This window comes from Fodinicola feengrottensis, assembly GCF_039530045.1.
Taxonomy (GTDB): domain Bacteria; phylum Actinomycetota; class Actinomycetes; order Mycobacteriales; family HKI-0501; genus Fodinicola; species Fodinicola feengrottensis.
Map to the genome: position 1 here is coordinate 18,451 of NZ_BAAANY010000008.1, position 18,144 is coordinate 36,594.

Here is an 18,144-nt window from a genome sequence, read left to right on the forward strand (position 1 = left end):
CACTGATCACCGCGGTTTCGGTCGGTTCGTCGCACCATAACGGCAACATCACGAGTTGTCCCGTCGAGTGGAGCGTTAAATATTCCCTAACTGTGCGTAACAGGGGTATTTCGGGTGGCGTACTGACCCGGGCCGCGGGCCGGACCGGTTGATGGCACCATGGAGGTGATGCCCGAAACGCCGTCCGCCCACGTCCCGGTCGCCCCGACAGGTCCACCGGTGGTGGTCGCCAGCGCCCCGGGCGGCGCGGCGACCGCCGAACCGCAGGCTGACACCAGCGCCTGGACGGACGCCACCACCGAGCCCGACCTGCCGTGGCTGACCATTGTGTGGAACGATCCGGTTAACCTGATGCCGTATGTGACGTACGTTTTCCAGACGGTTTTCGGCTATTCCAAACAGAAAGCGACCCGGTTGATGCTCGACGTGCACCAGAAGGGCCGGGCCGTGGTGTCCCGTGGCAGCCACGACGAGATGGAAGTGGACGTGGCCAAGCTGCACTCGTACGGCCTCTGGGCGACGTTGACGAAGGACCAATGAGCGAGTTTCACCGGTCCGGTGAGCGGATCGTGGCCACTTTCGGCTATCCGGAGGCCGGCGTCTTCCGGCACGCCGCCGAGCAGATGCTGGTGCTGCTCGGGGCCGATCCGGACAACCCGGCGGCGAACGGGATTCCGGACCCGCTGGAGCAGTTGGCCGCTCTCGGCGAGCAGGACACTCCGCCGCCGCAGGACCCGGCGCTGCACCGGCTGCTGCCGGACGCGTACGTCGACGACCCGGCCGCCTCGGCGCGGGCCCGCCGGCTCACCGAGGACAGCCTTCGGTCCGGCAAGGTCGAGCGGATGCGGATGCTGCACGACGGCCTGCCGGCGGACGGCGGCGACGTGTCGCTGTCGGTGCAGGAGGCGGACGGATGGTTGCGGGCCCTCACCGACCTGCGGCTGGTGCTGGCCGTACGACTGGACATCGATGACGACGAGACGTCGGACCAGAAGCTGCAGCGCGCGCTGTTGTCCGAAGACGACTCGGAGGCCGGTACGGCGGCAATCTACAGCTACGCCGGCTTGTTGTCGGAGAGCCTGATCACCGCACTCATGGGTGATCTCTGAGCGACGACGTTGCGTGCACCACAGCCGCGGTAGCCGCCCGGGCCTGTAGCCTCTGCTGTTGTGCTCAAGCTTTCGCAGCAGGTGTACGACGCGCTCGTCGCGCACGCCCGCCGAGACCACCCCGATGAGGCATGTGGGCTGGTCACCGGCCCGGCCGGCAGCGACGCGGCGGTCCGAGTGGTGCCGATGGCCAACGCCGAGCGGTCGCCGACCTTCTACCGGTTCGACGCGGCCGAGCAGTTGAAGGTCTGGCGAGAGATGGACGACCGGGACGAGGAGCCGGTGGTGATCTATCACTCGCACACCGCCACCGAGGCCTACCCGTCGCGCACCGATATCTCGTACGCGTCCGAGCCCCATGCCCACTATGTGCTGGTCAGCACCCGGGAGCCGGAGTCGGTGGAATTCCGCTCGTACCGGATCCTGGAGGGTGTGGTGACCGAGGAGCCGGTCCAGATCGTGGACCCGGCGGAATCATCGGGCACCTGAGTGTTGTTGCCGCTGTAAACGACGTACGAACCAAGGAGACCGACCGGCATGGCCATCGAGGTACGCATCCCGACCATCCTGCGCACGTACACCGGCGGCGCGAAGACCGTCAGCGGCGCCGGCGACACGCTTGACGAGCTGTTGAACGACTTGGACAAGCAGCACCCGGGGCTGCGCGGCCGACTGATCACCGAGGACGGCTCGCTGCACCGGTTCGTCAACGTGTACGTGAACGACGAGGACGTGCGGTTCACCGGCTCGCTGGAGACCAAGCTCGCCGACGGCGCCTCGGTCACCGTGCTGCCGGCCGTCGCCGGAGGCTGATCCGGCGATGGCTCGTTATGAGTCGTTGATCGCCGCACTCGGGGACACCCCGCTGGTGGGGTTGCCTCGGCTGTCGCCGAGCCCGGACGTACGGCTGTGGGCGAAACTGGAGGACCGGAACCCGACCGGCTCGATCAAGGACCGCGCCGCGCTGTTCATGATCGAGGCGGCCGAGCGGGACGGCCGGCTCCGGCCGGGCGCCACCATCCTGGAGCCCACCAGCGGCAACACCGGGATCGCGCTGGCCATGGTGGCGCGGCTGAAGGGCTACCGGCTGGTGTGCGTGATGCCGGAGAACACCTCGGTCGAGCGGCGCCAGCTACTCACCATGTACGGCGCCGAGATCATCGCGTCGCCGGCCGCGGGCGGTTCCAACCAGGCGGTCGCGATGGCGAAGGAAATCGCCGCCGAGCACCCGGACTGGGTCATGCTCTACCAGTACGGCAACTCCGCGAACGCGCGCGCTCACTACGAGACGACCGGCCCTGAGCTGCTGCGGGACCTGCCCAGCCTGACGCATTTCGTGGCGGGGCTGGGCACCACCGGGACGCTGATGGGGACCGGCCGGTTCCTGCGCGAGAAGCTGCCGGACGTACAGATCATCGCCGCCGAGCCCCGCTACGGCGAGGCTGTTTACGGATTGCGGAATGTCGACGAGGGTTTCGTACCGGAGCTTTATGACGCGTCCGTACTCAACCGGCGGTTCTCGGTCGGCGGGCGCGACGCGTTGCTGCGTACGCGTCAGTTGATCGAGGTCGAAGGCATCTTCGCCGGCATCTCGACCGGCTGCGTGCTGCACGCGGCCCTGTCGATCGGCTACCAGGCGGCGAAGGACGGCCAGAAGGCCGACATCGCGCTGGTGGTCGCGGACGCCGGCTGGAAATACCTGTCCACCGGTGCGTACGCAGGCACCATCGCGGAGGCTGAGACGGCCCTCGAGGGGCAACTCTGGGCCTGACCGGCTTGTCTGCACGGTCCACCACGGGCGCCGGATGTCCTCAAGGGGTCATCGAGGCGAGCAGACGCGTGTCGACGTCGGCGTGTCAGGGGTCCAACTCGCGAACCCATGAAACACACCCACCCTGCAATAGGTAAATTTTGAGTCAAAGGGCGATGGCGACTGCTCGCCTGTTTTGGGTGTTTTATGTCTTAGTCGTTTTTGTTGTCTGGTGCGATTTTTCCTGGGTACTTGACGACTTGGTGGTGGGTCGTTCACGATTCGTCGGCCGACTGCGTTTGTCGGAGTAGTCGATGGCTCCATTTTCTGGTATCCGGTTCTGGTTGGCATCGCACGGGGAACGGGGTTGGACCGATGGCTGCTCGCGCGCGTGGTTTTTTCGTGCCCAGATTAACTTCTTCTCATCGCCGTACGTCCGGAATAGGACGAGCGACGCGCGGGGTGGGGCGGAGAAACGGACGCTGGTTGCGTCGTGGCGTTCTGGGTCTTGTTCTGACTTTTCTGGTGACCTTTTCGTTTGATCCGGCGACTGCGTTGGCTGGGCCGGTGATTCCTTTGCCATCGGGGTCGTCGTGGCCCGGGCTGTGGTCGGGTTTGTGGTCAGCGTTGACCGGCGGTCCGGATGTGACGTGGACCGGTGTGCCGGTGCAGAAGGTGGGTCGGGCGGGTGGTGCGCCGCCGAAGGCTCCGGCCGCGCCGGTGCCTGCTGGTGGGGGTAAGGCGGCTGGGCGGGCGCCGGGGAAGGGCGTTGGTGAGTTGCCGGCGTATTCGTCGCCGCTGAAGCCGGTTCCGCAGGGAAAGAGCGGCAGCATTCCGGCTGAGGCCGCGGGTGGCCGGGCGGCGAAGCCCGCGGTTCGGGTGGCGACTCGGTCGTCGGCGACGACGGATTTCTTTCAGAATCCGGATGGTTCGTACGCGCGGCGGGTGTATCAGCGGCCGGTGAACTATCGCGACGCCACTGGTGCTTGGCAGCACATCGATGTGTCGTTGGCGCGTACGGGTGATGGGCGTTGGCGGGAGAAGGCGAACTCGCTGGCGTTGGATGTGGCTGGTTCAGCGGCCGACCCCGCCCTGGTGCGACTGGGCCTGGACGGGGCGTTGGACCGCGGCCGGGTGTTCTCGTACGGGCTCGCGGGCGCAGCGCCGGTGGCGCCGTCGGTGTCTGGGCAGACGGCGACGTACCCGGGCGTGTTGCCGAGTACGGACCTTCGGGTGGAGCCGACGGCGACGGGTGTGAAGGAGTCGGTGGTTCTGCGGTCGGAGCAGGCCGCCGCGGGTTGGGTGTTTCCGTTGCGGTTGACGGGCGTGACCGCGCGGCAGCCGGCGCCGAACGGGACGATCGAGCTGGTCGACAAGACCGGCAAGACGGTGGCTCGGATTCCGGCCGGGTTCGCGTCTGACGCGAAGATTGACCCGCGCTCTGGTGAGGGTGCCACGACGTACGCCCTGACCACCACACTTGTCACGACCAGCGGCGGTGGCCAGGCGATTCAGGTCGGGTTGGACGAGCACTGGTTGCGGGATCCGGCGCGGGTGTTCCCGGTGACGGTGGACCCGACCGCGAACCTGGATGCGGCGACGACGTATGTGGGAACGAATGTTCCCGAGGTGGACCATTCCAGTGAGCCCACGGTCAAGATCGGCGCGTACGACGGTGGTGTGGTGCCGGACGCTCAGGCGCATAAGGCGCGGTCGTTTCTGCAGTTCCCGAATTCTGGTCTGGAGGGTTCGGGGGTCACGTTTTCGTCGGTGAACCTGCATCTTTTCGACACCTGGGCTTCGACGTGTACGGCGGAGAAGGTGGAGGTCGCGGCGGTCTATCAGCCGTTTGATCTGACCAAGACGACGACGTATCCGGGGCCGACGGTGGGCGGGTCGGTCGGCGGCGGGACACCGAATGTCCCGAACGCGTGTAAGAACACCGCCGCTGATCGTACGGTGGGTGATTGGGTCACTCTCCCGGTGTCGGTCGGCGTGCTGACGAACTGGGCGCAGAACGGCGGCACATATGGCTTGTCGTTGTACGGCATCGAGTCGGACACCTTTCATTGGAAGCAGTTCGACTCCGCGAACTCCGATTTCCCGCCGTACATGGAGATCAACTACACCGGCACGCTGACACCACAGGTTTACAACTGGTTCCCTCGGAACGGGTCGGCGGTGAACTCGCTGACTCCGACGCTGGCCGCGACCGGGGACCTGGATCCGAACATCACCGCGGCGCAGAAGTTCCAGTTCCAGGTCTACAACACCGCGAACACGAAGATCGCCGACTCCGGTCTGCAGACCGCCAACAGCTACGCCATTCCCGCTGGGAAACTGGTGTGGGGTCAGACGTATTACTGGCAGGTGCAGAACTACGACGGGGCGAAATACTCACCGCCTGGAATTTGGCAGGCGTTGACCGTACAGGTGCCGCAGCCGCTGGTGACCTCGTCGTTGTCGCAGAATCCGGACGGGCGGGGTTTTTCGGCGGACAACGGCAATTACACGACCTCGGAGACGGATGCGAATGTGACGACGGTTGGTCCGTCGTTGCAGGTGGATCGTGACTACAATTCGCGCGACCCGAGAATGACCGGTGGTTTCGGGGAAAGCTGGTCGAGTGTCTTCGACGCCCAGGCCGCTGAGCAGTACACCCCCGCTGGTGCGGTGACCAGTGTCGCGGTGACTTATCCGGGTGGGTCGACGGTCGGTTTCGGGAAGAACGCGGACGGGTCGTTCACGCCGCCGTCGGGTCGGTTCGCGACGTTCGCCGCGGTCACTGGCGGTGGGTACAAACTGATCGATAAGGACGACACCACCTACACGTTCACGCAGCCACTGGGCGCGGGGGCGTACGGAATCACGTCGGTGGCTGATGCCAACGGCCGGGCCATCACCTATGCCTGGTCTAGCGGGCATATTGTCACCGCGACATCGGGCGCGTCGGGCCGCGCATTGCATCTGACTTGGGCGACACCGTCCGGTGCGACCTACCCGCATGTGGCGACGGTGGCCACTGACCCGAGGACTCCTGGTGATTCGTCGACGGTGTTGACGTGGACGTACGGCTACACCGGCGACGAGTTGACGCAGATGTGCGCGCCAATCGACGTCCCCGGCACTTGCACCACGTACGGGTACACGACCGGTTCGCAATATCACAACCAAACCGTGGATACCGGCGCGGAATCTTTCTGGCCGCTGGCCGAATCCACCGGTGCCACGACCGCTGCGAGTGTCAACCTGGCCAACGAGGGCAACGACAACGGTACTTACCACAACGTGACGCTCGGCGCGGCCGGTCCGCTGGCCGGCGGTTCGGCGCCGGCGGCGTCGTTCAACGGCACGTCGTCGTTCGTGCAGCTGCCCAACTTGCACATGGCTACCAACCCGGCGGCATCGGTGTCGTTGTGGTTCAAGACATCCACGCCACTGGGCGTGTTGTTTTCTTATTCGGATAAGACGGCCGACAATCAGGCGACCAAGGGCGGGTTCGTTCCGGCGCTGTATGTTGGCGCGAGCGGGAAACTGTACGGTCTGTTGTGGAAGAGCGCGACGAACGCGCCGATCACCACGACTGGGACGGTGACCGACGGGAATTGGCATCATGTGGTGTTGTCCGGGTCGTTGACCGGACAGGCGATGTGGCTGGACGGGGCGCAGGTCGGAACGACCGGCGGCCCGAGTGCGGATTCCGGTGGCGGGTACAAGCCGTTGGCTTTGCAGTACGGGCACATCGGCGCCGGATACCTGGCCGCGCCGTACCCGGACGAACCGCATTCGGGTGACACCAGTCGTTCGGCGTACTACTTCAACGGTTCGATCGCCGATGTCGGCTTTTACACCAGCCAGCTCACCGCCCAGACCGCCACGTCGCTGTACAGGGCGGGGACCACACCGGTCGGGTTGCTGACGAAAATCACCCGCCCGTCGGGGAAAGTCGATGCGCAGGTCGCGTACGACCCGGTGTCGACCACCGTCAAGACGGTCACCGATGACAAGGGCGGGATGTGGACGGTCAACCCGGCGACGGTGTCGGGGTCGGTGCTGGTGTACCGGTCGGCGGTGTCGGGGTCGGCGCCGGAGAGCTATTTCATGCTGGCCGAGGGCGCCGGGTCGACGCAGGCGATCGACGAGGTCGACAGCGGTGTGGGTATGTATCACAATGTGACGCTGGGTGCGGCTGGCCCGACACCGGATTACCCGGCGGCCTCGTTCGCCGGGTCGAATTCCTCGCCGTCCTATGTGCAACTGCCGCCGGGTGACGTGGTGAACGGCAAACCCGCGTCGGCGGAGGTGTGGTTCCAGGTCCCCAAGGCGAACACCACCGGCGGGGTGTTGTTCAGCATGCAGCAGCAGGACCTGTCGACCATGACCGGCTCGGCCGGTCAGTACGACCCGGTGCTGTATGTCGGCTCCGATGGGAAGTTGCACGGTAAAATCTGGGACACCACGCACCTGTCCAGCGTGCCGGGCAGCGCGCAGACGGTGAACGACGGCCGGTGGCACCAGGCGGTGCTGGCGGCCTCGGCCAGTGGGCAGGTCCTGTATCTGGACGGTCAGGCGGTCGCCACCACGACCGCGGCGTTGGAGGCGCAGAGCCCGGGTTACTCATACGGATATCTGGGCGCGGGGCCGGTGGCGGGTTGGGCGAACAAACCCACCAACGACCTCGGCTGGTTCCCTGGGTCGATTGGCGAGTTTTCGTTTTACACCAACCAACTCTCGGCGCAGGAGGTCGCCGCGCATTACACGGCGATGCGAAACGCTGATGGTGGTCTGTCGCCGATCAAGGGGGTCACGATCACCGACCCGGGCGGGGCGACGCTGACCCACCGGTACGACGTGAACAACGGGATGCGGGAGATCTCGGACAACGACGCGACCGGCGCATTGACCTCCTACGGGTACGACACCGGCGGGTTCGTGCACGCCATCGGCGACGGGTACGGCCGTACGACGGTCGTCGGCCACGACGTGCGTGGCAACGAGGTCTCGCAGACCACCTGCCAGAACCAGCACACCCAGGTCTGCTCCACCAGCTACAAGACGTATCTGCCCGATGACACCAGCACCTCGCTGACACCCAGCCCCAAAAACGATGTGCTGGCCAGCACCAGCGACGCCCGATCCGCCAGTGCGACGGACCCGGCATACCGCTCGACGTATGGCTATGACGCCGCCGGAAACCAGACCGCTGTCACCACACCCGCGGTCGCAGGCTATCCGAATGGCCGAACCACGACGATCGCGTATACCGACGGCACCACCGTCAAGGCCGCCGACACCGGATTCGCGCCGGTCGGGCTGCCGTACAAAACCGTGTCGCCCAGCGGCGCGACCACCACGGTGTCGTATTTCCACAATGGGGATATCGCGTCGGTGACCGACCCGGCAGGCGCGGTCACCTCGTACACCTATGACGGTGTCGGGCAGACGCTGACTCAGAAGGAAAACTCGGACACCTTCCCGAACGGGCTGATCACCAGCTACACGTACAACAAAGCCGGGCAAGTCACGTCGGAGGCCGATCCTGGGGTCACCAACCGGATCACCGGCGCGGTTCACACCGCGAACATCAGCACGTCGTACGCGCCGGACGGGCAGTTGCTGTCGCAGACCACCGCGGATGTGACCGGCGGTGACGCACCGCGGACCACGTCGGTGACGTACGACGACCACGGCCTGGCCGCCACCAGCACCGACCCGCTCGGGAAGATCACCAGCTACAGCTACGACGGTTATGGGCGGCGGACCAGCGAAACAGATCCGTCCGGGCAAACGACCGCGTACACGTACGACGCGGAAGGACGACCGCTCGACCAGATCCTCAAGGACTACACCGGTGACCCGAACAGTCCGTCGCCGAAGAAGGACCTGGTGATCTCGCACCGGGTCTACGACGTCACCGGGAAACTGACCTACCTGCAGGACTCCAACGGCAACTGGACCTACTACGTCTACTACGACAACGGCCTGCTCAACGCCGTCGGGCGTATCGACCAAGCCGACACCACCGTGTTCTGGCAACAGGTCAACGGCTACGACGCCGACGGGAACCTCACCGAACAGGACAGCAACAACCAGGCGTCCTGGTTCCAGAACACCGTGGACGCGGGCGACCGGGTCACCGCCAGCACCGTTGCCGGCGTCAACCGCACCACCACCATCGCCTACGACGGCGACGACCACCCGACCTCGTCAATCATCAGCGACGGCACCGGCGCGACCAACACCACTGCGGCCACTTACGACCCGCTTGGGCATGTCACCAGCAAAACCGTGTCCGACAACGCGGGCCGGTCGTCGAAAACGTCGTGGACGCTGGACAAGCGCGGCCTGCCGACCTCGATGACCAACCCGGCGAACGCGGTCACCACCTACGCGTACGACGAAGACGGGCAACTGGCCGTCACCACCGGGCCGGCGGTGAACGCCGAAACCAGCGGCGCAGCGGCGCAGTCGGTGCATCCGATCACCACGATCGGCTACGACACAGCCAGCGCGCCGACCGAAACCGAGGACCCGAACGGCAACGTCACCACTACCGCGTACGACGCCGCCGGACAGAAAACCTCCGTCACCCAACCCGCGTACATCCCGCCCGGGGCGAGCTCGCCGACCATCCCGGTGACGAGGTGGGCGTACGACGACACCGGCGACACGACGTCAGTCACTGATCCGCTCGGCAACACCGTCGCCTACACGTACGACCAACTCAACGACACCGCCTCGGTCACCGACCCACGCGGTGGCATCACCCGCAACAGCTACGACCCGGCCGGGCACCTGTTGCAGAGTGCCACCCCCAACGGTGCGACGACCCAAGCGACCTATGACTGGATGGGCCGCCCCCTCACCTCCACGGTCCTGGAGCGGTATCCGGCAGCAGCGTCGTACACGACGACCAACTCGTACGCGGCCTCGCAAGCCAACCCGGCCGGTGCATACCTGACCTCCACCACCACACCCGCCGGCGCCACCACCTCCTACGGCTACGACGCGGCCGGTGAGCAGACCTCGGTCACTGACCCAGCCGGGACGACAACCGTCTCCGCCTACAACCTGCAGGGCCACGTCGCGAAAACCACGCTCGCCGACGGCACCGCCACCGCCACCACGTACGACCATCTCGGCGACCCGCTGACCGCGACCCAGTTGGACACCGACGGAACCACGGTGTTGGCCAAGACCTCGGCGACCTACGACCCCGCCGGTCGCCAGCTCACCTCCACGGACGCCCGCAACCACACCTCCACCTTGACCCGCGACGCCTCCGGTCTGGTCACCCAGGAACAGCAGCCGGTCGACGACTCCACTTCGATCACCACCACTTTCGGGTACGACGCGGCCGGGCACCGGACCCGTTTCACCGACGGCCGAGCAAATTCGTGGATCACCACGTTCAACAGCTGGAACCTGCCCGAATCAAGCATCGAACCCGGCACCGCCACCTACACCGCGGCCGCCGACCGGACGACCACTACGACGTACGACGCCGACGGGCACCCAGCAGGCACCACGAAACCTGGCGGCGTGACGTTCGCGGACACGTACGACAAGGCCGGCGAACTTCTGTCCCAGTCCGGTAGCGGCGCGGACGCCCCGACCGCCGACCGATCGTTCTCCTACGACCCGGATGGGCGGATCACCAAGGCATCCACGGCCGCCGCCGGTGACACCGGACCGACCGGCCCGCAGATCCCGGCCACCGACGAATCGTTCACGTACAACGACCGCGGCCAGCTACTCACAGCCTCCGGGTCCGCGGCCTCCAGTTCCTTCGGCTACACCGCAGATGGGCTGCTCGCGTCGCGGACCGATGCCGCCGGGACCGCCACCTATGCGTACGACACCGCCGACCGGCTCGCCACCGCCACCGATCCGATCACCAGCACGCAGATCAGCGTCGGCTACAACCAGCTCTCGATGCCGACCACCCTCACCTACGGCACCAACGGCAACGCCCGGACGTACGGATACGACCACCAACACCGCCTCACCAGCGACACCCTGAAAACCTCGGGTGGGACCACGGTCGCGTCTATCGGTTACGGGTACGACGCTAACGACAACCTCACCAGCAAAACCACCACCGGACTCGGCGCCGGATCCGCCGCGAACACCTACACCTACGACTACGCCGACCGGCTCACGTCATGGAACGACGGCACGAAAACCGTCCCATATGGCTACGACGCGTCCGGCAACCGGACTCGGGTCGGCGCGAACGTCTACACCTACGACGCCCGCGATGAACTCACCAGCGACGGGACCAACAGCTATACCTACACCGCCCGCGGCACCCTGACCAAACAAACCAACAGCGCCAGCACCACCGGCTACGCCTACGACGCGTACGGACAGCAGCAAACCGTCACCGGGACGATCGCCGGCACCACCAACGCCACCAAGACGTACGTCTCCGACGCGCTCGGGCGGGTCGTGTCCTCAGCGACGACCAGCGCGACCGGCACCCAGCGCGCGTTCTCGTTCAGTGGCACCAGCAACGACCTGGCCAGCGACGGCAGCAACACCTACTCCCGCGGCCCCGACGGAGGTCTGCTCGCGACCGGAACCAGCGGTGGCACGGGCGGGGTGTTGGCATGGACCGACGCGCACGACGACGTCGTCGGCCAGTTCACCTCCACCGGCGCCACACTGTCGGGGACCACGACGTACGACCCGCTCGGGAATACCACCGCCACCGCGGGGAAAGTCGGCAACCTCGGGTTCCAGTCAGGGTGGACCGACCCTGACACCGGGAAGGTCAACATGGGGTCGCGCTGGTACGACCCCGCCACCGGCGAATTCCAATCCAAAGACGCCGCCGCCAACAACCCGGTGCCGACATCGGTGTCAGCTAACCCATTCGCGTACGTCGGAGACAGTCCGCTCGGCGACCAGGACCCCGACGGAACCTGCGGGTTGTTCGACTGGGGCTGCTATGGGCACGCGGTCAGCAACGCCGCCCACAACGTCGCGCACGCCGCGAGCAATGTCGTACACGCCGTCGCGCACGTCTACAACCATTACGTCGCTCCCATCGTGAACCACGTGTACACCCACATCATCCGGCCCCTGGTGCACAACGGCATCCACCTCATCCGAAAAGCCGTCCATTTCGTCAAAGACACCTGGCACGCCGCCAAACGCTTCGGTCAACAGGTCATCAGAGCCGCGTACACCCTGGCCGCCAAGGTCAAACGCGTCGCCGCAGCCGCGTACCACAACATCGTCGCTGGCGCGAAAAAAGTCGGCGCCGCCGTCGCATCGGCCGGCCGGTCGGTTGGCAAGTTCATCGTCAAACACGCCGCCACCATCGCCTCCGTTGTCGCCTCAACTGTCGTGTTCGCCGGCTGCGAAACAGCACTAGGTGCGATCAGTTTCGGGGCCGGCGCGGTCGCCGGTGCCGCCATCTGCGGTGCCGCCGCCGGCGCCGTCGGCGGGCTGGTGGAACAGGGCGTACATTGCTTGCAGGACGGCAAAAGTGCTTGTTCTGGTTCGGCGTTTGGGCAAGCCGCGCTTATCGGTGGTGTCAGTGGTGCGCTCGGTGGGTTTCTCGGCGGCCTCGGTGGCAAGCTCGCCTCCACTGTCATCAAAGAAGCGCTCCCTGAGGCGATCTCCAAGTTCGCCTCTGGTGCGGCCGGCCACGCAGCCGGTGCCATTGTCGGAGCAGCCGGCGGCGGCGCGACCGGCGCTATCACCTATGGTCTGACCTGCTCCGGCGCAGCTGGTGGCTGCTCTTGGTCCGGAGCCGGTAAAGCCGCCCTGGACGGCGCCGAAGCCGGCGCCGTCGCCGGTGCCCTGGGCGGGACCCCACGTGGCGCGAAAACCACCGGTGGCCCCGTCCGCCCCAACCGCGGCACCACCGAAGAACCCGAACCCCCCACGGCCGGTCGCGACGAAGACGAACCAGCAGCCTGCGCCGGACGGCACAGCTTCACCGGTAACACCCGCGTGCTGCTAGCCGACGGATCCAGCAAACCGATCTCCCAGATCAAGACGGGCGACAAGATCGCCGACGCCGTCCCCGGCGACACCAAGACCCAAGCGCATCAGGTCGGGCGGGTCATCGTCACCACCACCGACCACGACTTCGTCGACCTCACCATCGCCACCCTCGACCATACCGGCCGCGCAGTGTCGATGGGCACCATCACCACCACCGCCCACCACCCCTTCTACGACACCACCAAAGCCGCCTTCATCGACGCCGCCCAACTCCACGAAGGCGACCACCTCCAAACCAACGACGGCCACACCGCCGTCATCCTCGCCATCCACACCCGCCACGGCAACGCCGTCACCTACGACCTGACCATCCCCACCCTCCACACCTACTACGTCCTTGCTGCCGGTCAGTCGGTAGAGACCGTGTTGGTGCATAACTGCAATGGCTCAGTTACCGGCCATCCCGAGGGTTGCGACTGTGCAAATGGCGGGGCACCAAAGGTTCGGAATGGAGCTCTGGCGAATAGCGACCATCCAGTAACGGGCGTCCCCTTTGATGAGAATGGATTCCCCGACTTTTCGGATTGGCGGCACCCAGATGTTCCAGATGTTCAGATTGAACTTTCGGGTAACAGGCCAACCGACTTCGCAAGAGCAAATAGAGCAGCAGGCCTGGCGTCGACTCCAGAGGGTTACACGTGGCACCATCACCAAGAGCCCGGCCTTATGCAACTCATTGACCGGGATGTGCATAGACTGACTGGCCACACAGGTGGGTTCTCGACCAGGAGGTAGAAAATTGTCTGAGATATTCACTGATAGTGAATATTATACGGGACCCGAACTCACAGATGAGTTGGTAAGCGCCGTTGAACAGCAACTGCAAGTCCGTCTCCCAGGTAGCTATGTCGAGTTGCTGTCTGAGCGGAACGGTGGGTCAGTCCGGAAAAGGTGCATAGAGGTCAGCTTCCCGAATTCATGGACACCCGACCACATCGAGATCGAGGGGATCTTTGGCCTGGGCGGCAGGCGAGGAATCGACTCACTCTCGGATGTGATGATTAAAGAATGGGAATATCCAAGAATTGGAGTTGTGCTTTGCGATATGCCATCAGGTGGTCATGACGCGGTAATGCTTGATTATTCCGTCTGTGGCTCCGAGGGTGAACCAACAGTCGCGTATATCGATGAGGATCGAGTTCCACGTCAGATCGCTAAATCCTTTGCGGATTTCCTTGACAAATTGACTTCCTGTGAGCGATTTCGCACTGACGACACGTAAGATCCACATCTGAACTGTCCCGATCGCTGCGTTCTGAACGTTGCGTCAAGGCTTGACGCAACGCAGTGTGAAAATGCCCTTGTCGCTTTGTGGGCTCATTTCTGACCAACCACCTCGACGCGGTCGGCGAGTTCGCGCCGACCGGTACCGTGTTGTCGGGATCGGCGACGTAAACCAGTCCGCACGCTCGTCGCTGGCGATACGCTCCCGAACTGTTCCCTTAAGGCCCCAAAGGACTTGGCAATTATGGGTGCATCGACGACGGTAGAGTCGCGGACTACACTGAAAGATCTGCTCAAACCGAACATGGGTGTGTGCCATTTGGCGGCGTGCGCTGTAGTGAGGCGATGATGTCTGAATACCCGGATCTGTCTGCTTATGTCTACCGGCCGTCGGATGGTAATTTGGTGAACATCGGTTGGCTGGGCAGTGATATCGCCTTCGAGACTGGTGATGTGGAAATTGAGGTACGCGATCAATTGGTAAGAAGAGTCGCTGATCGGATTAATGTCATGCGAGGCGTGCATTACTGCGATTTTTGCGACGAAGAGTCCCCGATCTGCATTCAACCCGTTGAGGGCATGGATAGAGTCGAGGTCTACTTGGGTATGAGTGAGATACGCATTCCAAGTCCCAACGGTGACGTTGTGTATGTATTCAGAGGTGCAGGACGGATAGGTGGCAATTCTGATCGACCACATCGAGCGCAGGCTGGGCCGCATGGCTGGAGCATGGAACGCTGAAAATGAACACAAATATGCCGCTGGGATTTTCGGGAAAGGAGTGCTGGACTACGCGACTTCTTATGCCACTGCTGGCCTTAGCGGGCACCCCTTGCAGTCCAAGGCATCCGGACGGGATCTCTATATATTGATTTGATGGCAAGTGAAAGCAATGGGAGACGTTCATGTCGAGCCGCGTCTCAAGGGCCTTTGCGCAGGTCACCTCAAATGCTTTTCTTGAGTCGATGCACTTGAAATCGTGACGTCGCCAGCCAGCGTGTCAGCGGGGATCACATCCACCTCGGTCGGGCGGCACTATCTAGGACAAGAAAGAGAAGCACGTTCACGACGGGCAGTTGCTCGGAGTGAGAAGCGCGGCATCGAGTCGGCGGCGCGGCCAGCCTGTCGTTCGGCACCAGTCGGTGCCGCGCAGGCTGAACCTATGCCGTGCCGCGAGTCTTCGTCGACCTCGCCATCGCCGATGTTGACCAGTCGGGGCGCGGTTCACCTGGAGGGCGGCCGAAACTGGTGGCGTGGCGGTCAGGTGGCGATGACGACGCCGAAGAAGATGAGCAGGACTACGGTCGCGCAGCCGAGCAGGATGTACGGCACCCGGCCGCGGGTGATGGTGCCCAGGGACGCGATCACCAGGCCTAGGCCGAGCAGGCCGCAGATCGGGACCATGGTCAGCGCGGCGCCGAGGTTGGTGCCGGTGGCAGCGGTGAGGGCCATCATCGCCACGCAGCCGGCGACGATCAGGCCGATCACGGTCAACCCCAGCCCCCACACCGTCACACCGAACAGCCGGCCCGGCTCGGGTGCATCGTCGGCGCTGTCCGCGAGCGGCTCGGTGCGTACGGGCTCAACGCGGGCGGTCCCGGCCGCGGGAGCGGCAAATGACTCGGCATGGTCGGCGGTCGCGACCGGTTCCTCGACCGCCAGTTTGTCCTTCTTCTTCAAGTCCGGCTTGGTGGCGCCAGGCTTGGTCAGATTCGGCCGGGACGTTTGGGATCTGTCCGGCCGGGTAGTCGTTCCGACAGATCCGGTGGCCGCCCGGGCCGGCTTCTGGCCAGCGGTGACAGATGCGGATGTTTCGGTCGGCAGGTACGTCATAGCATCCATTGTGCCCTTGTCCGACTTAAACACCACTTTGCCACCCACGTCGCGCGGAGTGTGACCGCCAGATCACATGACGGTCGTCACGAGGGATGGCAGTGGACAGGTACGGGTCGCGTACGCTCGCCGGGTGGCGGATTTTGCCTCTTCCCAGCAATTACCGGTGCCGGCCGCGGACCGGCCGATCGGAGTGTTCGACTCCGGTGTCGGCGGTCTGACGGTGGCCCGCGCGGTCCTCGACCAGCTGCCGCATGAGCAGATCACGTACGTCGGCGACACCGCCCACGGTCCGTACGGCCCGCGCCCGATCGCCGAGGTCCGCGCGTACGCGTTGGCGGCGATGGACGCGTTGGTGTCCAGTGGCGTCAAGGCGCTGGTGATCGCCTGCAACTCGGCGAGCGCGGCCTGTCTGGCGGACGCCCGCGAGCGTTATGACGTGCCGGTCGTCGAGGTTGTGCTTCCTGCCGTACGCCGAGCCGTCGCGGCCACTCGCACCGGCCGGGTCGGTTTGATCGCGACCCGGGTGACAGTCGCCAGTGGTGCGTATCAGGACCTCTTCGGCGCCGCGCCCAACGTCACCTTGACCAGCGCGCCCTGCCCGGCCTTCGTCGACTTCGTCGAGCGGGGGGTGACCAGTGGCCGGCAAATCCTCGGGATGGCCCAGTCGTATTTGGAGCCTCTGCAGCGCGCGGAGGTCGACACGCTGGTCCTCGGGTGTACGCACTACCCGCTGCTCGCCGGCGTCGTCGGTCTGGTGATGGGCGAAGGCGTCACGCTGGTGTCCAGTGCCGAGGAGACCGCGAAGGACCTCTACCGGGTGCTCACGCAGCAGGACCTGCTGAGGTCCGAGGACGCGCCGCCGCCCCGGCACCAGTTCCTGGCCACCGGGGACGTGGAGCTCTTCCATCGGGTCAGCCGGCGCTTCCTCGGTCCGGCGATCGGCTCGGTCGGCCAGCTGGCCGCGGCCCCGGCGGAGGTGGCCCGGTGAAGCTGACCGTGCTCGGTTGCGCGGGCAGCTATCCCGGCCCGGACTCGCCGTGCTCCTCCTATCTGCTGCAGGCCGACGGCTTCTCGTTGCTGGTCGACCTGGGCAACGGCGCGCTGACGAACCTGCAGCGGCTACACGGCCTCTTCGACGTGGACGCCGTCATCGTCAGCCATCTGCACCCGGACCACTGGAGCGACCTCTGCCCGTACATGGTGGTCCGCAAGTACGCCCGCCGGCACGGCTCGCCGGCGCTGGAGCCGCTGCCCGTCTACGGCCCGGCCGGCACCCAGGAGCGGCTCGGATCCGCGTGGGGTGACCAGACCGCCAGCAGCGGGGTCTTCGACTACCACACGCTCACGCCGGGGACCGGGAAGATCGGCCCCTTCGAGGTGACGACCGCTCTTATGAACCACCCGGTCGAGACGTACGGGCTGCGGATCTCGCACGCCGGCCACGCCCTCGCGTACTCCGCCGACACCGGTCCCTGCGAGGCGCTGGTGGAGTTGGCGGCGGGCGCTGACACGCTGCTGTGCGAGGCGGCCTTCCTGGACGAGCCGGACAACACTCCGGACCTGCACCTGTCCGGTCGCCAAGCCGCCGAACACGCCACCGCCGCCGGTGTCGACCGGCTGCTGCTCACCCACTTGGTGGCCTGGAACGACAGCACTCGTACATATGCCGAGGCCCGCGCGTCCTTCGCCGGCTCTCTCGACGTTGTGCGCTGCGGTTCTGTGTACGAGATCTAGACGGTCTCCGACGCGTAGTTCGACCGCAGCGCGGCCATCCGCTCGTCAGTCATCGCCTCGCCGGACGCGATCGCCTCATGCACCTCGCGGAAATAGTTCTCGTACCCGGCCGGCGAGAACACGCAGAGCGCCTTAACCGGCGCGTCCGACGCGTTGCGAAAGCCGTGCACCGAGCCGCGTACGGCAGCCAGCAACCCGCCGGGTCCGACCGCCGTCTCGCGGTCGCCGGTGTGTACGGTCAGCTCGCCCTCGACGACGTAGAAGTATTCGTCGTGCTCCCAGTGGATGTGCGGCCGTACGGCCGGCCCGCCCGGCGCCAGCCGGAACTCCTGGAACGCCAACGTCCCGTTCGTGTCCGCGCCGGTCACCTTGAACAGCATCTGCACGCCGGGCCCGGGGATGGTCTCCCCGGTTCCCGCCGGCCGCAGCAATGCCTTCGTACGCTCAGCCATCGTGACCCTCCAGGTCTTT

Annotated in this window: 13 protein-coding genes and 1 pseudogene; 12 read left to right on the forward strand and 2 right to left on the reverse strand. The window is 65.3% G+C overall.

Going from position 1 to position 18,144, the window contains the following annotated elements; translation table 11 throughout:
- Positions 1–168 precede the first annotated feature (168 nt).
- From clpS to ABD301_RS09895, 10 genes and pseudogenes are all read left to right on the forward strand, one after another.
- Positions 169–540, forward strand: a complete 372-nt coding sequence (gene clpS / locus ABD301_RS09860) for an ATP-dependent Clp protease adapter ClpS (RefSeq protein ID WP_163573756.1) — start codon at positions 169–171, stop codon at positions 538–540.
- A complete protein-coding gene (locus ABD301_RS09865) occupies positions 537–1,109 on the forward strand; it encodes a DUF2017 domain-containing protein (protein WP_344309158.1) in 573 nt (190 codons plus the stop codon). The genes clpS and ABD301_RS09865 overlap by 4 nt, the downstream gene beginning before the upstream one ends.
- A gap of 60 nt (positions 1,110–1,169) precedes the next feature.
- On the forward strand, positions 1,170–1,598 hold the full coding sequence (locus ABD301_RS09870; RefSeq protein ID WP_344309160.1) for a M67 family metallopeptidase: 429 nt from the start codon (positions 1,170–1,172) through the stop codon (positions 1,596–1,598).
- 48 nt (positions 1,599–1,646) lie between these two features.
- The gene (locus ABD301_RS09875) at positions 1,647–1,922 is read left to right on the forward strand and encodes a MoaD/ThiS family protein (protein ID WP_163573759.1); all 276 of its coding nucleotides are present in this window, start codon (positions 1,647–1,649) and stop codon (positions 1,920–1,922) included.
- A gap of 7 nt (positions 1,923–1,929) precedes the next feature.
- Positions 1,930–2,880 (forward strand): PLP-dependent cysteine synthase family protein, encoded by a 951-nt coding sequence (locus ABD301_RS09880; protein WP_344309162.1) that lies wholly within the window; start codon positions 1,930–1,932, stop codon positions 2,878–2,880.
- Between the two features lie 504 nt (positions 2,881–3,384).
- The gene (locus ABD301_RS09885) at positions 3,385–13,614 is read left to right on the forward strand and encodes a LamG-like jellyroll fold domain-containing protein (protein WP_344309164.1); all 10,230 of its coding nucleotides are present in this window, start codon (positions 3,385–3,387) and stop codon (positions 13,612–13,614) included.
- Positions 13,615–13,618: 4 nt separating this feature from the next.
- Positions 13,619–14,101 carry an SMI1/KNR4 family protein gene (locus tag ABD301_RS09890; RefSeq protein WP_163573769.1) on the forward strand — a complete coding sequence of 161 codons (483 nt, stop codon included), beginning with the start codon at positions 13,619–13,621 and terminating at the stop codon, positions 14,099–14,101.
- Positions 14,102–14,281: 180 nt separating this feature from the next.
- Positions 14,282–14,452 (forward strand): annotated as a pseudogene (locus tag ABD301_RS42355) (putative adhesin); the annotation flags it as partial.
- Positions 14,452–14,844 carry a DUF7919 family protein gene (locus ABD301_RS42740; RefSeq protein WP_452124519.1) on the forward strand — a complete coding sequence of 131 codons (393 nt, stop codon included), beginning with the start codon at positions 14,452–14,454 and terminating at the stop codon, positions 14,842–14,844. The pseudogene ABD301_RS42355 and the gene ABD301_RS42740, both read left to right, overlap by 1 nt.
- Positions 14,780–14,980 (forward strand): hypothetical protein, encoded by a 201-nt coding sequence (locus ABD301_RS09895; RefSeq protein ID WP_163573770.1) that lies wholly within the window; start codon positions 14,780–14,782, stop codon positions 14,978–14,980. The genes ABD301_RS42740 and ABD301_RS09895 overlap by 65 nt, the downstream gene beginning before the upstream one ends.
- Positions 14,981–15,363: 383 nt before the next feature.
- On the opposite strand, the gene ABD301_RS09900 is transcribed toward ABD301_RS09895, so the two are convergent.
- Positions 15,364–15,936 carry a hypothetical protein gene (locus ABD301_RS09900; RefSeq protein WP_344309167.1) on the reverse strand — a complete coding sequence of 191 codons (573 nt, stop codon included), beginning with the start codon at positions 15,934–15,936 and terminating at the stop codon, positions 15,364–15,366.
- A gap of 166 nt (positions 15,937–16,102) precedes the next feature.
- On the opposite strand from ABD301_RS09900, the gene murI reads away from it, so the two are divergent.
- Both murI and ABD301_RS09910 read left to right on the forward strand, forming a co-directional pair.
- Positions 16,103–16,927 carry a glutamate racemase gene (murI, locus tag ABD301_RS09905; protein ID WP_344309999.1) on the forward strand — a complete coding sequence of 275 codons (825 nt, stop codon included), beginning with the start codon at positions 16,103–16,105 and terminating at the stop codon, positions 16,925–16,927.
- Positions 16,924–17,673 (forward strand): MBL fold metallo-hydrolase, encoded by a 750-nt coding sequence (locus ABD301_RS09910; RefSeq protein ID WP_344309169.1) that lies wholly within the window; start codon positions 16,924–16,926, stop codon positions 17,671–17,673. The genes murI and ABD301_RS09910 overlap by 4 nt, the downstream gene beginning before the upstream one ends.
- On the opposite strand, the gene ABD301_RS09915 is transcribed toward ABD301_RS09910, so the two are convergent.
- Positions 17,670–18,125 (reverse strand): cupin domain-containing protein, encoded by a 456-nt coding sequence (locus tag ABD301_RS09915; RefSeq protein WP_344309171.1) that lies wholly within the window; start codon positions 18,123–18,125, stop codon positions 17,670–17,672. The two genes, ABD301_RS09910 and ABD301_RS09915, sit on opposite strands and share 4 nt — an antisense overlap.
- Positions 18,126–18,144 lie beyond the last annotated feature (19 nt).

Coding starts and splice junctions, on each gene's coding strand:
- ABD301_RS09880 (WP_344309162.1), top strand. CDS start 1,930: ATGGCTCGTTATGAGTCGTTGATCGCCGCACTCGGGGACACCCCGCTG.
- ABD301_RS42740 (WP_452124519.1), top strand. CDS start 14,452: ATGTCTGAATACCCGGATCTGTCTGCTTATGTCTACCGGCCGTCGGAT.
- ABD301_RS09865 (WP_344309158.1), top strand. CDS start 537: ATGAGCGAGTTTCACCGGTCCGGTGAGCGGATCGTGGCCACTTTCGGC.
- ABD301_RS09915 (WP_344309171.1), bottom strand. CDS start 18,125: ATGGCTGAGCGTACGAAGGCATTGCTGCGGCCGGCGGGAACCGGGGAG.
- clpS (WP_163573756.1), top strand. CDS start 169: ATGCCCGAAACGCCGTCCGCCCACGTCCCGGTCGCCCCGACAGGTCCA.
- ABD301_RS09900 (WP_344309167.1), bottom strand. CDS start 15,936: ATGACGTACCTGCCGACCGAAACATCCGCATCTGTCACCGCTGGCCAG.
- ABD301_RS09875 (WP_163573759.1), top strand. CDS start 1,647: ATGGCCATCGAGGTACGCATCCCGACCATCCTGCGCACGTACACCGGC.